The organism is Viridibacillus arenosi (assembly GCF_001955655.1).
In the GTDB taxonomy this organism is placed as follows: Bacteria; Bacillota; Bacilli; order Bacillales_A; family Planococcaceae; genus Viridibacillus; species Viridibacillus arenosi.
Genome location: NZ_MSPW01000002.1, coordinates 233,956 through 247,917, shown reverse-complemented (window position 1 = coordinate 247,917; position 13,962 = coordinate 233,956). Strand labels below are relative to the sequence as shown.

Below are 13,962 nucleotides of genomic sequence, written 5' to 3'. Positions count from 1 at the left end.
ATGCCTATACAAAAAAGAACCCTTTAAATTGAGGGTTCCCTGGAATCTTTCCCTATTCATTTCATACACGTTGCCAGAAACGTTGAATGGTCATTGCATCTATAAATTCCTTCGAAAAAGTTTGCGGATTTTGATCTACTAATACACCTGGCTTCCCTAAAATTCCAATCGACTCTAAAATTGGCGCAGCCGCTTCAGAAGCACCAATTGGTTTGAAATGATTATACGTATCTATTAAAAAGGACTTTGTTTTCCATAGGAAATTTTCATTTGCATTTGGACTTACACCTACATAAAGCCCGTCATAAAGTAAAGGTGAACCCGTTAGAAAACTTTGGTCTACTTTTAATTCTATGCCGTCAGTACCTTTCACTACACCTAATTCATCATGAACAATGACAGGTTGGAGTCCGACTTTTTTCCACTGTTCTAATAAATAATTAGTTTCCCTACCATTAAAACCACTTTCTAAAATAACACCCACTTTTAGCGTTTTTGGTGAATGTTTAGTATTAAATAGACTTAAAGCTGGAGATGACTTTTTCACCTGAGATTCTGGCACTTTCGGAACCTCAACACCTAATGCAGTAGCAACTACTGTTGCTAATTCTGTACTAATATGACCTAGCATATTCACTACTTGTTGCCTTACGGAAATATTTTGCACCTTTCCTAATTCAAAGCTAAAAGCTTGCATAATATGGTCTTTTTCTACTGGTGACATGCTATTCCAAAACAAGCGCGCTTGCGAAAAGTGATCTTCAAAACTTTCTGCTGTTTCTCTTACTTTTCTCCCATCTACCAAAGAAGGATATGTGACAAAGCCCCCTTTTGAACCTGGCACTGTGTATGGTGTATTATCTGCTAATGAGTTTTTATGGTAAGCAATTCGATCTTTGTCGATGATGTAGCGAGAAGCTCCATCACGTTGATTATTATGAAAAGGACAAACAGGGCGATTAATCGGCAATTCTTGATGATTCGTACCTACGCGATACAACTGAGTATCCGAATAAGAAAATAGTCGGCCTTGTAGAAGTGGATCATTCGTAAAATCAATACCTCGAACAATATTTCCAGGATGCAATGCGACTTGCTCAGTTTCAGCAAATACATTATCAACATTTCGATTTAAGGTAATTTTCCCAATCATTCTAACTGGTATATCTTCTTCAGGCCATAATTTAGTAGAGTCTAATATATCAAAGTCAAATTTAAATTCATCTGCCTCTTCTAGCACTTGAATACCAAGTTCATATTCTGCATAATTTCCATTTTCTATATTTTCCCATAGATCTCTTCTATGGTAATCTGCATCAGCCCCACCTAACTTCTGCGCCTCATCCCAAATGAGTGACCGTAAGCCTAGTACGGGCTTTATATGAAATTTCACAAAATGGGATTTGCCATGCTTATTGACGAATCGAAATGTATGAACTCCAAAACCTTGCATCATTCGGAAACTTCTTGGAATGGTTCTATCACTCATAATCCACATTGCCATATGAGCTGACTCCTGATTATTTGCTATGAAATCCCAGAATGTATCATGCGCTGTTTGCCCTTGAGGAATCTCATTATTAGGCTCCGGTTTAACTGCGTGGATTAAATCCGGGAACTTAATACTATCCTGAATGAAAAACACAGGAATATTGTTGCCGACTAAATCAAAATTACCTTCTTCAGTATAAAATTTCGTAGCAAAACCACGGACATCTCGATTCGTTTCATTTACACCTTTAGAACCTGCCACTTGTGAAAAACGTATAAATAATGGCGTTTTGACAGCAGTATCATTAAGGAATTTAGCCATTGTTAATTCTTCAAGTGACTCATACAATTCAAATTCACCATACGCCCCATATCCACGTGCATGCACAACTCTTTCAGGAATTCGCTCTCGATCAAAATGCGCCATTTTTTCACGGAAAAGAAAATCTTCAATTAGCGTTGGACCTCGGTCCCCTGCTTTTAACGAATCTTCATCATTGGAGATTTTCACACCTTCATTTGACGTCATGATTTTCCCTTCGTTTTGACGTACAAACTGCTGGAGTTGCTGTTCTTTCTTATCCATCTTATCGTTATTATTATTTTTCAAAAAACCACCTCATCTATACTCTATGCAGGTGTTTTTTTCATTAGTAGTAAAACTAGAGAAAAATAAATACATACGTAAGCACCTTCTAAAGGATAAAAAACGCTTTAGAAGGTGCTAAATTTTATTATAATTCTTTCGCCATAGTAGTTACTATTTTATCAATGACCGGAATGGTGTCTTCCTTATTTTGTACAAGAACACTAAAAATGTACCACTTGCCGCTATCTGCTTGCACATATCCACTTAAAGTATTGACCCCATTTAGAGAACCTGTTTTGGCAATAACCTTACCTGCCGTTAATGGGTCTTTAAAACGATTACGCAACGAACCTCCTATCATTCGTTCAGCATTTGCAGCTACAGGTAAACTAGAATAATAAGTTTTGTACCAATTTTTCTCTTTTTGAACTTTGTAAAGCATATCCGTTAATGCATTGCTAGATACACTATTCTTATGGGACATACCTGAACCGTCTTCAAAGTTCCATGTTTTCATATCAAGTTTTAATGATTTGCCGTAAGATCTTACAACTTTTAAACCCGCTTTAGTGCTTCCATCATGCTTCTCAACTCGCCCCATTGTTTTAACTAAAATATCGGCGATTCCATTATTACTAAGTTTCATATATGGAATCATAATATCTTTTAATGGCATTGACCTTTTTTCAACTAGCAAAGTAGCTTTTTTAGGCGTCTTCATCACTTTAAGCGTATGACCACTTATAAATTGGATGCCCGCTTCTTCTAAAACTGATTGAAACAAAGATAATGTGTGTATGGTCGGATTTTTTACTGTAATCCACTCTCGCCCCGTTTTACCTATTGGCAAATTTCCACTAATGACAATTTGATTGGATTTGTATAGTCTCGTAATATCTAATGTGTATGCATCAGTTTCTTTGACTGTCTTTGCTTTATTAATTATTTCCATTTCACCAATATAAGGTGTGACTTTAATAGTAGGTGGAGTATCAACTGACTCTGTCGACACATCTACGATAACAGTCCCCGTATCATAGTCAGTATTGGGCGAAGTTGTTAATGCAGTAATCGGAGCAGCGTAATAATACGGTTCATCATCCCATACAATACCTGGCGTTAATAATTCACTATCAAACCAAGTATCATCACCGATCAAATGACCATCCACTGTATGAACACCTTTAGCTTTCAATTCCCCTGCAAACTGCTCCAAATCTTCTTTCATTAAAGTCGGATCCCCTTCTCCTCTTATGTACAGATCCCCCTCTAAAAGACCATTTGTAATCTTACCGTTCGTAAACAATTGTGTTATAAACTGATAATTATTACCAAGTGTTTCTAAAGCAGCTGCTGAGGTCAGCAATTTCATATTCGATGCTGGTTTGATCACTTGACCACCATGGTATGAATAGATCAGATGCCCAGAATTTTTTTGCCGAACGGAAATACTCACTTCTGCTCCGTCAAGCTGTTCCCTTACAATCTTTTCAATATCTTCTCTTAATGGATTTAAGTCCTGAGTACCAGCATCAATCGTCTGGCCAAATAATAAAAAACTAACCATTAGCATAAATACTTTCACAAATAAAGAAAGCCTACTTTGCATACTTATCCCCCTTTTCTCTTATGTTAAAGTTTTGTAAATATCGTATTAGTCCACTAGTATATGCTGTATTTTCCCTGTCAATTCTCATTTTTCGCCATTGTTACATTCTGTTTACTTTAGTTATAAATTGCGTTCACTCCTTTTCAAACCTTGCCACTCAATCAAATTAGGATTTTCATCTAATATAGAAGTGTATTGCCTAATATCACCATACTTAGCCCCGGGATCCAAAGCTTTATACCGTTCAAGTTTTTGCAAACGCTCTTGCTCATTTGCCCAACCTAAATGCTTTAAACGCAACTCACTAGCACTATTCGGCAAATTATGTATATTTAACAGATAACGACCACAATGCTGGGGTTTATGAATTATTCTTAGGTAGTAAACAAAAATACTCACAGCTAACGCAGTGAGTATCATAAAATTCTTCATTATGTTCATTATTCGTTTTATTCCCTCCATCACGGCCAAAATGATTAGCACTATAATCTGTTTTTCTATTAATTCTTAAATCATCACTACTTCTCATTTAGACATCCACTCAAGTAGGGATTGAATGCATAAATATAATAATCCTCCTGTACCGAGTAACTTCATAGCCAATTCTGTTCGTCTTTCTAAATTACTCTTAGCTAGATCATAATTTCGACTTTTATCATTTTCAACTGCTATGTCACGAGATTTAATAAGTTCCCACTGATTTTGAATAGTATTTTGAAATAACAGACGTGTATCTCGATTTTCTTGTAGTATCGTATTTTCTAATTTCAGATAAGATTGCTCCACTGCACGCAATCGTTTTTCTTTGTCTAAGTCATTCACTTCTAACTGTTTTATACGCCCCTCATGATTATCTAAAAGATGATCGACCTCTACTATTTTCTCCAATGTTTAGTCTCCACCTTTCCCGAGTAGGTAAAAAGCACACCCTATTGGATGCGCTTTTTATGATATTTTTTTGCTATTTCACTCTCAATACTTGTCCTAAATAAATTGTATAATTACTATCAAGATTATTCCACGTCTTAATTTGAGTAACTGTGCTACCGTATTTTACACTCAATGAATAAACCGTATCACCCGAAATAACTGTATGATAAATCGCAGAGTCCTTCTTAGGTAGATTAAAGCACTTAACTAATCCATACACATGTCCACGCGCTACATTTGTAAGCCACGTTTCATTTTTCATCTTTGTAGCATCACTTACACTATCAATAAACCCATTTTCAGTTAAAAGTGCAGGCATGTTCGATTCGCGTAAAACATGTAGATTGGATTGTTTTTTACCACGATCCGTTAACTGATTCACGTTCATAATCTCTGTGTGAATATTAGTTTGATAAGTTGTAGAGGGTACCCCAACCCCTGGATATACAAAACTTTCAAAACCAGTTCCCCCACCAGCGTTAATGTGGACTGATAAGAAAAAATCTGCACCCCATGCATTTGCCGCATTCGTACGATCCGTTAAACTTGGAAACGAGTCACCTGTACGAGACATTAAAATTGTTACATTATTATATTCTGCCGTAAGAATGTCTCTAATCTTTGCGCCAATTTTTAAAGTAATATCCTTTTCCTGAATTCCATTTCCAATAGCCCCTGGATCGCTCCCACCATGTCCTGGATCAATAAAGATTTTTACCATTCTAACATCCCCTTTGTTTGTTATTAGTAAGTACTTACAACTCAATAATATACGAACAAATGTTCTAAATCAAATACTTATTTAAACTTTTGTAAAAATTGGTTAATAATACCTAATATCCAAGTATTCATTACATGATTTATTACCTTCCGTTATTTCTCAATTTAAAGTTCCTCATTTTCATAAACAATCCATGGACGAGTTTCATGACTTGTTTAAAAAACATAAAATAGCCAAGGGGAGGCATGACAATGAAAGAAAATAATCCTAATCTAATCGCAAACAACACTTCGAAAAAGGTTTTGAATCACCAGAAAATCATCCCGCCAAACTTCATGTAATCGGTGCTTCTATTACAACACTAGGTGAGGCAATATTAACTATTGCGGCATTGGCAGAGTTACAAGAATTAGAAGAAGAACAAAGATTGAGTAACATACAGTCACATTTGCTTAAAGAACAATCAAGACAGTTAGAACAGATGCAAAAGCAAATTGATCTTTTAACATATCAAATGTCAAAAATGGACCGTAGAAAAAAGTGAAACAATTAATTCATTCTACATTCATGACACGCTGAATCTTTTTTCTATAGAGGTAAGGGTCTTGCTAGTAGAAATCAATTAGATCCTTCCTCAATAATTCTTGATAATTGCTTGATTCAAATAAAAATCATTACAAGTTTTTACTCATGCATCGTGTACTTCCAAGTAATAGGCATAATTTTATTCTCTTTCATAAAGACAAGCCTCTCTGTTCCTGTCTCTTATTTGCTATGTAGAACCACCCTTAAAATCATCAATAAAAAAAGAGAAGAAATATTTCTTCTCTTTTTTTCCACGTAGAAAAACGTTTCGCAAATAAAAAACCTTGATTTTTGAGTTGAATTTTTCGTTTTCATTTACAAGTTCATTCATCTGTTTAATTTCATATCTATTTATCTAATAAATGTTGTACGCAAATAATAAAATTTCACCTTTCTGATTTGAAATATCATTTAAGTCTGTTTTTCTTGCAAGCAAAAAAATTCGACCTCATTCATCACAGCGCTTAGTTTCGTATATTGTCCATCGTAATTTTCATGTGTGTAGCTCGTAAAAATAGACAGAAAAGCATCTTCTGTTAGATGTATACTTACAGTTTCAAATCCAAAGTAATAATTGATTATTTGTTGTTGATGGATTACTCTATCCACTTGAAGTTGTTGTACTCTTTTTGCAATCGTCTTCAGGTTATTTATGCTTAACGATTCTTGTTCATTTTGAGCAGTTTCAGAAGCATTGTATGGAGCACGGTCATAAACACCACATACTTCAAATACATCTGGAATCGGATCTATCTCCCAACCAAGGACATCTCTTTCATTACCCTCCTCATCAAAATACACGCCCCCATCTTCATATCCACCTTGCTTGAACACTTTATACAATTTCCCGTTGATTGTATTTTCTTTCATTTCATATGAGCGGTGTAGGTTATGGAAACGAACATAGTCGCCAACTTTAGCTTTACGAGATACTTTGCATAATAGCTTCCCTTTGTGATGAATTATTTCATCCTCTTTTTCATGCATCTCTTTTTCTTTAATGTCCATATTTGCTAAACGATTAAATTGTTTCATACTACTACCTCCCAAATGTATTTTGTTATAAGTGTTTTGAAAAGTTGCCGATTACAAAATGCATAGCTTCATCTATTATTCCAATAAGGTTTGGTTAGTATGCTTCCACCATTTCATTATTTCTATTAGTTGTATATTATCCGAATTTTTTCGGATTGTAAAACGATTAATTTCAATTTCTTCATAGTATTTCCGAATATTCCCGGATTTTTAATTGCACATAATGGAGTAATCGATTATGATTAATTTAACTATTTTAGGTGATTGGAGGAAATGAGCATGATAGATAGGGATTTACCTCTCAAAAAGGAGATTGCCAAAAATATTAAAGAGTTACTAAAAAAAAACGATTTAAATCAAATCAAACTTAGTGAGTTAACTGGTATATCAAAAAGTACTCTATCTGATTATTTAAATTGTAAAACGCTCATTAATATTAGCAATGTAGAGAAAATGGCTGCTGCCTTAAACGTTGAAAAATCAAGGATTGATCCTTCATTTGAAACTCAAAAAGAATTATCCATTAAAGAAAAAACGATTGAAACCATTGCAGCACATATAGATGATGATGTAACAGAGGAAGAAATGGAGGTTATTAAAAACTACATAGACTTTATAAAATCGCAACGTAAAAAGTGAGGTGAATTTATGTTATACGAAGCACTTATGTCTCAATATAAGCACTTAACATTTAAAGAATCCTTGTTAATGCCAAAAGGGTTATCTGGACTTTATGTAGACCATCAAATCATTGTGAATAAACGATTAAGCCTTTACGAAAAACATTGTGTTTTAGCAGAAGAGATTGGGCATTATGAAACAACTTACGGAGACATTACGAATTTAGAAAGTGTCCGCAATCAAAAATTAGAACTTACAGCTAGAAGATGGGGTTATGAAAAGATTGTTTCCTTGGACAAACTAATTGAATGCTATGTTGCTGATCAAAGAACTGAAGAAGACATTTGCACGTACCTAGAAATAACCCCACAATACTTATATTGCGCTATAGAAAGGTATCGACAGCGCTATGGCTTATCGACCATCTATAATGGCTATCGTATATTTTTTGATCCTCTGAATATTGAAAGGGATTTTTTTTAACCACAAAAAGAACATATGTTTCTATTTCTGACAACTGAACAAGAATTGTTTTAAAGATGATGAATATTTAGGCTGGATTATTTATGTTAGACCATTCAATTGAATGGTCTTTTTATTTGCCTTACATCATAGATTCCATTTCACTTTGCATTAAAAAAGGCATTTTCTTCTATTTGTTTGTTCTAGAATTTTTCATAGCAAGAGGTGTATTTACTTTTATTGCAATTACAAAATGTGTCTAAACAAAGCATAGATGGACAGGATTTAGTTAAACAAGGCTGTTATTATTCGTATAAGGAGTGAGAGATATTGAACATTAAAGTCGGCAATTAATAGTATAGAATAGCAAGCAGTCGTTTTGGGATTTCATCTTGAACTACCTTTTATTGTTCTAAACGTTATGTATGTTAATGAGTAGTTTAGAGGATAAAAATAACTTTTAGAATCGGAATAGTTAGCTAATACAAACTGCTGAATAATTGATCTTACAAGCAAATATGGCAACGACAAATCAGGGATTTTCCAAAAAAAATTCTTAGGCAATATAGTATAAAACCTAGTAATGTACGGAAAAGCTTTGCTCAACTGAACTCTTAAAATCGCCTGGTAAATCAGGTTTGTCGGAAGGGAGTAATAGCCGTGAAATACAAAATTGTTAAAAATAACGAAAATATAAAGGGTATTGTTGACCGTGATGATGAAGTTAATGGAAATGGAATAGACGGTTTACTTATAAAATTAAACAATGAAGAAAAAACTAGTCTTACTGAATGTGTAGTCAATAAAGATATACAAACTGAAGAAAAAATGGATTATTGGAAAGGACGAGAGTATATAAGAACCTTATACTAAGGATAATCCTTCAAAATAAACATATATACGATATTCTGTTAGTGGACTATTAAAATTGCTTAACATCATTGAATCAGTCAAAGTTATGTAACAATAAAAAAATGCCACTTCATTTTGAGTGGCTTTTTTTATTGTAGCAAAATCTATTAAAATACTAATTTATAATGTATGTCTAAATTAAACTTTGTTATTGTATTTCTTCTTTCCATAAGTCATATAACGCCATACTTTCTCTAATGGTCCAATAGGAAAGAACTTAAACCAGATATTACTAAAAATAATTTGGATAACAAAAATCAGGATTGCGATATATACAACATCCTTTGGAGATACAACATCAAGGCCAATTAGTGAAATAATCATCGTTCCTATAATGCTTTGTGCAATGTAATTTGTAAATGCCATTTGTCCCACACGCGCAATAGGTTTCATTAATTTCTCTATACGCTTATTTTCTAACAATAAAAATAATGTTGATAAGTAAAACATTGTTGTTGGAATTACTCCTAATTCAACAACTAGTTTTTCATTATTATAATCGCTTAGATGAGCGTACCAAATGCATAAAGAGGAAACAATGAACAATACAAAAGTTACAATTTGAATCCATTTAATCTGTTTTGACAATTCTTTTATTTGTAATAACCACCCTGCTTTAGCGGTTAAAAAGCCAGCTAAAAACATTATAAAGATTAGTATAATATCATTAGAAAAGAAATCAAGGATAGATGAGACTATTATAATAGTAGGCAAAAAAAACTTAACTATTAAAGAAACTACATAAATAGTTACAAAACTAACTAACCATTTCTTTACTGTAGTAATTTCCGCACCGTAAAATGGGATTAAAAACAATCCTACAATTGCGTATATTGGTAAAATTGTTCCCCAAAAAATAAATACATGGACGATTCCAAGAAGTAAGAGTACTAGTAATCGTCGTACCATACGTAATTTAGGTTTATCTCCACGACTTTCCGCTCTTGAAGCGAAAATATATAAGCCTATTCCAAATAAGAAAGAAAAAATAGAAAAGAATTTTTTTTCAACTATGATTGTTATCAATAGGATAATAATTCCATTAAACCCACTGTAATCTGGTAAGGGGTCACCTTCTATAATAACTTTAAATGCTCCAACGTTTATAAGAAGTATGCCAAAAAGAGCAAGCCCACGTATAATGTCTAATGAAATAATTCTTTCCTTTTGTGATATGGATGGATTCATATATATCTCCTTTGAGTTCTTTATTTTGAATAATAGTCAGTATAACTTGCTAATCTTACGTGATATTAATGCCAACCTTACAAAAACCTTAAAACAATAGGTGAATGATTTTTACTCAATTTAAAATCAATCAGAACATATCTAATTAAAAGCCTAATACTGCAAAAAAAAAAACGCCCAAAACCCTTAATGTAAAAGGGCTTCAGGCATCTCTTTTCCTATTTGACATCAATTAACAATACTACACCTCATATTCCGCCTATTCTCCATGACGAATTTGCGAGGGTAACATGCCGTAATGCTTTTTAAATAATTTACTAAAGTATTTTGTATCTGTGTAGCCTGTCGCAAGTGATATTTCATATATTTTCATATTCGTTGTTTTGAGCAGGGTGATCGCCTTTTCCATTCGTTTTTTAGTGATGTAATCCAAGACGGTTTCGCCAGTTTTTCGTTTGAAGTATTCACTAAAATAGGTGGCGTTCATAAAAACCTTACCTGCTATTTTCTCAATCGTTAACGGTTCATGTAAATGCTCATGAATCCACTGGGTCGCGATTTCAATCGACACATTCTTCGATTCAGGCTCCGCTAGCACTTCATTCTTGTGGAATTTAGCTTTAATTTTATCGAGACACACTTGCATTTCCAACCTATCAATCGGTTTTAATAAATAGTCGAGGGCCCCTTCACGCATTGCTTTTTGAATAAATTCAAAATCATCGTAACCGCTAATTATCACTGCATAATAAGCTTTTGAGGTCCTTTCATTTAAACGAGTTAACAATTCCAAACCACTCATCAAGGGCATTTTCACATCGGTAAACAGCACATCAAATGGAAGGTCATGTGTTATAACATCATCGAGACAACTTTGGCCCGTTACATATGAGCCAACAATTTCCCATTCTTCACCGTTACTTGTAATTAGTTTTTCAATGCCCCTTCTTAGACGACTTTCATCGTCAACAACGATGACTTTAATTTTCTCTGTCATGATTGTAAACACTTCCTCTATCTAGAATAGGTATATGCATGAAAATTTTGGTGCCGATGCCCTCTTTACTTTGAATACGTAGATGATACTCATTACCAAAATGGAGTACAAGTCTACCGTTTACATTGGATAAGCCAAAGCTATCATCCTTTTTAAATATCTGATTGTCAGTTAACTGCTGTTTGATTAAAGTTAATTTTTCAGTACTAATTCCTTTACCATTGTCTTGAATGACAAGCTGCATCACGTTTTCTTCTTCTGTAACCGTGACATTGATTTCTAACGTCTGCCCAGGTATGTACGCATGCTCAAATGTATTTTCAATCAGTGGCTGGAGGATAAATTTTGGTGTCATTTTGTCGTGCAATGTATGTGCAGCTACGACCGAATATGCTAACGTTTCTTCAAAGCGTGCTTTCTGAATCACTAGGTAATCTTGAATATGTTGAAGCTCTAAATATAAGGGAACGAATTGGTCTTTATTGCCCAATGAATAGTGCAGCATGCGACCTAAATTTGTGACCATCTCTACCACGTTCGTTTTTTCATCCTCTTCCACCATAATGGCGATATTTTCTAACGTATTGTACATAAAATGCGGATTGATCTGCGACTGAAGTGCATATAGCTCTGCTTCCTTTTGCTTCAGTTCAATTTCATACTTTTCATTTATTAATTCCTCAATTTCTCTTAGCATTTTCGTGAATGCTTTTGAAAGCATACCTACTTCATCATTCGACTCATTCGTGAGCTGGATATCAAAATCTCCTTTTTCCGCTCGCTTCATCTCACCCGCTAAACGTTGAATTGGTTTTGCTACGCCCCACGCAAGAATGATCGAACTGCCTATTGCCAAAACTACAATAATGAAGAATGATATGATTGTTATATTGCGTACAAAATCAGATTCTTCCGTTAAGTGACTCACGGGAATAGCATGCATAAAGGTCCACCGGTTTTTAACACTATTGGCGCTACTATATAATGTTTGATCTGATTGAAAACTACCATTAGCTATTGGATAATCTACCTTATCTTTATCAAGGGTACCGATTAGAGACGGTATGGAATGATAAATAATATAACCTCGATCATCTATCATCCACATTTTCGCATCATCTTGCTCATCGACAGTACGTATTGTTTGCTCGATAAAGGCTAAATCAAGTGCCACAAATACGGTGCCTAAATTGTGCCTGTTTTCATAGTCAATAATTTGTTTTACTAGTAGCACAAATGGTTTGCCCTCTTTGAAGAAAAGAGAGGTCTCATGCGGAAAAAACACCCTTTCCTCCTCTTTTAATTTAAAGGAATTTCCGTATAATCCGATAGACTGACTTGTTGAGAATCCAGAATCATATGAAAGTCGTGAATTTTGAAACAGACGATCCTTTGAAGAAACAAACACACTAATAATATGCTCCCTACTACCTTGCATAAAGGAACTTGCCAAATAATTTTCAACTACATGTTCATCCTGTTTCATATTTGATACATTTTGAAAAGTGGACTTTCTCAAAATATTCATTACTTCTTTGTTGTTATTTATTTGATTCATTTCATCAAAATACTGTTCAATTTGTCGCTCCATATTATTATTAGCTTGGTTTAATAACCTCGGAATATATGTACCTACTTGTCTCTCTACTGATAAAACGTATTGACTATAAGCCACGTACCCTAATAAAGCAGTTGGAATAATAGTAATAATAATATAGGTCAATAATAGCTTTGTTTTTAACGTATAGTTTTTAAATCGCCTTCGCTTAAAAGTCATATTGATTTACATTCTCCTTTGTGAAATCGATGGCTTCTCCCATAACAACACGTTGCTCATTATTATAGAAACGCACAATGCCCACACCTGGAATGACTTCATAATCTTGAATATGTTCTCCTGCAAGTATCTTCTCAGTTAAAATGATCGTTAAATAGCCCAACTTTTTCGGACTCCATAAAGTAACTGTCTGTGCTGATCCATCCAGTAAATAATCCCTCATTAAATTTGGTGTCGATAGACCAACTACTGCAACCTGTCCAACCTTATTTTGTTCTTTCACAGCCTGTGCTGCAGCAGGAGGTCCAACAGAAGAATTGCCGATAATCCCCTGTAAATTTGGGTACTTTTTTAATAATGTCTTTGCTGCTTCATACGCAATTTCTGGATCATCATTAGTTGCAACGACCTCTACCAACTTCATATTCGGATAATATTGTTGCCATTGTGCTTGAATCCATTTGACCCAAGAGTTATGGTTAATTGCTGAAAATGAGCCTGTCATTATCGCAAACTCTCCTTCTTCTCCTGTATGAAGTGCTAACTGGTCCATTAAATGACGTCCAAGAATTTCAGAGTCAACCATATCCACAAATAGATCTCGGGCTTCTGGTTGGCTATCAGCATCCCATGTCACAATCTTGATGCCTCGCTTTTTAGCCTCCTTCAATACTGAAGATAGACTTTTACTATCAATCACTGAGACTGCAATAGCATCCACTTTCTTATCCATCATTTTCTCCACAATATCACGTTGTAGTTCCGCTTCCGCTTTTAATGGCCCCTCATATACTATCTCTATTTCCAATTGTTCAGCTGCTTCTTTAACGCCTTCATAAACAGATTCAAAATATGGTATATTACCTACTTTCGGTATGTAAGCAATGCGATAATGTTTTTTAGTCTTGGGCTTTTTTTCAGTTTGTTCCTGTTTAACCTTGTCGGCTTCATATAATACATGGTATTTTTCTGGACTTGTACATCCAATAACCAAAGAAATGATAGCGATTACATAAAGAATCATTAAGAACCAACTTTTATTCAT

Annotated in this window: 13 protein-coding genes; 3 read left to right on the top strand and 10 right to left on the bottom strand. The window is 34.3% G+C overall.

The genetic code is table 11. From position 1 onward, the window contains the following. Positions 1-61: 61 nt before the first annotated feature. The 6 genes from BK137_RS05050 to BK137_RS05025 all read right to left on the bottom strand — a co-directional run bounded on the left by BK137_RS05050 (position 62) and on the right by BK137_RS05025 (position 6,960). Positions 62-2,077 (bottom strand): catalase, encoded by a 2,016-nt coding sequence (locus BK137_RS05050; RefSeq protein ID WP_038188339.1) that lies wholly within the window; start codon positions 2,075-2,077, stop codon positions 62-64. A 148-nt stretch (positions 2,078-2,225) separates the two neighbouring features. Further along, positions 2,226-3,689 carry a D-alanyl-D-alanine carboxypeptidase/D-alanyl-D-alanine endopeptidase gene (gene dacB / locus BK137_RS05045; RefSeq protein ID WP_038187523.1) on the bottom strand — a complete coding sequence of 488 codons (1,464 nt, stop codon included), beginning with the start codon at positions 3,687-3,689 and terminating at the stop codon, positions 2,226-2,228. 120 nt (positions 3,690-3,809) lie between these two features. After that, positions 3,810-4,130 (bottom strand): hypothetical protein, encoded by a 321-nt coding sequence (locus BK137_RS05040; RefSeq protein ID WP_038187526.1) that lies wholly within the window; start codon positions 4,128-4,130, stop codon positions 3,810-3,812. Between the two features lie 84 nt (positions 4,131-4,214). Beyond that, positions 4,215-4,577: a hypothetical protein gene (locus tag BK137_RS05035; RefSeq protein WP_038187529.1), complete on the bottom strand. Its 363-nt coding sequence runs from the start codon at positions 4,575-4,577 to the stop codon at positions 4,215-4,217. A 73-nt stretch (positions 4,578-4,650) separates the two neighbouring features. Next, positions 4,651-5,340, bottom strand: coding sequence for an N-acetylmuramoyl-L-alanine amidase (locus BK137_RS05030; RefSeq protein ID WP_038187532.1), 690 nt, complete (start codon positions 5,338-5,340; stop codon positions 4,651-4,653). A 996-nt stretch (positions 5,341-6,336) separates the two neighbouring features. Further along, positions 6,337-6,960 carry a hypothetical protein gene (locus BK137_RS05025; protein ID WP_038187535.1) on the bottom strand — a complete coding sequence of 208 codons (624 nt, stop codon included), beginning with the start codon at positions 6,958-6,960 and terminating at the stop codon, positions 6,337-6,339. A gap of 279 nt (positions 6,961-7,239) precedes the next feature. Here BK137_RS05025 and BK137_RS05020 point away from each other — a divergent pair, with 279 nt between their 5' ends. The 3 genes from BK137_RS05020 to BK137_RS05010 all read left to right on the top strand — a co-directional run bounded on the left by BK137_RS05020 (position 7,240) and on the right by BK137_RS05010 (position 8,916). Next, positions 7,240-7,599, top strand: a complete 360-nt coding sequence (locus tag BK137_RS05020; protein WP_051448778.1) for a helix-turn-helix domain-containing protein — start codon at positions 7,240-7,242, stop codon at positions 7,597-7,599. A 9-nt stretch (positions 7,600-7,608) separates the two neighbouring features. Beyond that, the gene (locus BK137_RS05015; protein ID WP_038187538.1) at positions 7,609-8,064 is read left to right on the top strand and encodes an ImmA/IrrE family metallo-endopeptidase; all 456 of its coding nucleotides are present in this window, start codon (positions 7,609-7,611) and stop codon (positions 8,062-8,064) included. Between the two features lie 639 nt (positions 8,065-8,703). After that, positions 8,704-8,916 (top strand): hypothetical protein, encoded by a 213-nt coding sequence (locus BK137_RS05010; RefSeq protein ID WP_038187541.1) that lies wholly within the window; start codon positions 8,704-8,706, stop codon positions 8,914-8,916. Positions 8,917-9,093: 177 nt separating this feature from the next. Here the strand turns inward: BK137_RS05010 and BK137_RS05005 are convergent, their stop codons facing one another. From BK137_RS05005 to BK137_RS04990, 4 genes are all read right to left on the bottom strand, one after another. Further along, positions 9,094-10,143, bottom strand: coding sequence for a DUF418 domain-containing protein (locus tag BK137_RS05005; protein WP_038187543.1), 1,050 nt, complete (start codon positions 10,141-10,143; stop codon positions 9,094-9,096). Positions 10,144-10,402: 259 nt separating this feature from the next. Continuing rightward, positions 10,403-11,140 carry a response regulator transcription factor gene (locus tag BK137_RS05000; RefSeq protein ID WP_038187546.1) on the bottom strand — a complete coding sequence of 246 codons (738 nt, stop codon included), beginning with the start codon at positions 11,138-11,140 and terminating at the stop codon, positions 10,403-10,405. Continuing rightward, positions 11,124-12,917 carry a sensor histidine kinase gene (locus BK137_RS04995; protein WP_051448779.1) on the bottom strand — a complete coding sequence of 598 codons (1,794 nt, stop codon included), beginning with the start codon at positions 12,915-12,917 and terminating at the stop codon, positions 11,124-11,126. Before BK137_RS04995 ends, BK137_RS05000 begins: the two co-directional genes overlap by 17 nt. After that, on the bottom strand, positions 12,907-13,962 hold the full coding sequence (locus BK137_RS04990) for an autoinducer 2 ABC transporter substrate-binding protein (RefSeq protein ID WP_038187548.1): 1,056 nt from the start codon (positions 13,960-13,962) through the stop codon (positions 12,907-12,909). Before BK137_RS04990 ends, BK137_RS04995 begins: the two co-directional genes overlap by 11 nt.

Coding starts and splice junctions, on each gene's coding strand:
- BK137_RS05050 (WP_038188339.1), bottom strand. CDS start 2,077: ATGGATAAGAAAGAACAGCAACTCCAGCAGTTTGTACGTCAAAACGAA.
- dacB (WP_038187523.1), bottom strand. CDS start 3,689: ATGCAAAGTAGGCTTTCTTTATTTGTGAAAGTATTTATGCTAATGGTT.
- BK137_RS05040 (WP_038187526.1), bottom strand. CDS start 4,130: ATGAACATAATGAAGAATTTTATGATACTCACTGCGTTAGCTGTGAGT.
- BK137_RS05030 (WP_038187532.1), bottom strand. CDS start 5,340: ATGGTAAAAATCTTTATTGATCCAGGACATGGTGGGAGCGATCCAGGG.
- BK137_RS05025 (WP_038187535.1), bottom strand. CDS start 6,960: ATGAAACAATTTAATCGTTTAGCAAATATGGACATTAAAGAAAAAGAG.
- BK137_RS05020 (WP_051448778.1), top strand. CDS start 7,240: ATGATAGATAGGGATTTACCTCTCAAAAAGGAGATTGCCAAAAATATT.
- BK137_RS05015 (WP_038187538.1), top strand. CDS start 7,609: ATGTTATACGAAGCACTTATGTCTCAATATAAGCACTTAACATTTAAA.
- BK137_RS05005 (WP_038187543.1), bottom strand. CDS start 10,143: ATGAATCCATCCATATCACAAAAGGAAAGAATTATTTCATTAGACATT.
- BK137_RS05000 (WP_038187546.1), bottom strand. CDS start 11,140: ATGACAGAGAAAATTAAAGTCATCGTTGTTGACGATGAAAGTCGTCTA.
- BK137_RS04995 (WP_051448779.1), bottom strand. CDS start 12,917: ATGACTTTTAAGCGAAGGCGATTTAAAAACTATACGTTAAAAACAAAG.
- BK137_RS04990 (WP_038187548.1), bottom strand. CDS start 13,962: ATGAATAAAAGTTGGTTCTTAATGATTCTTTATGTAATCGCTATCATT.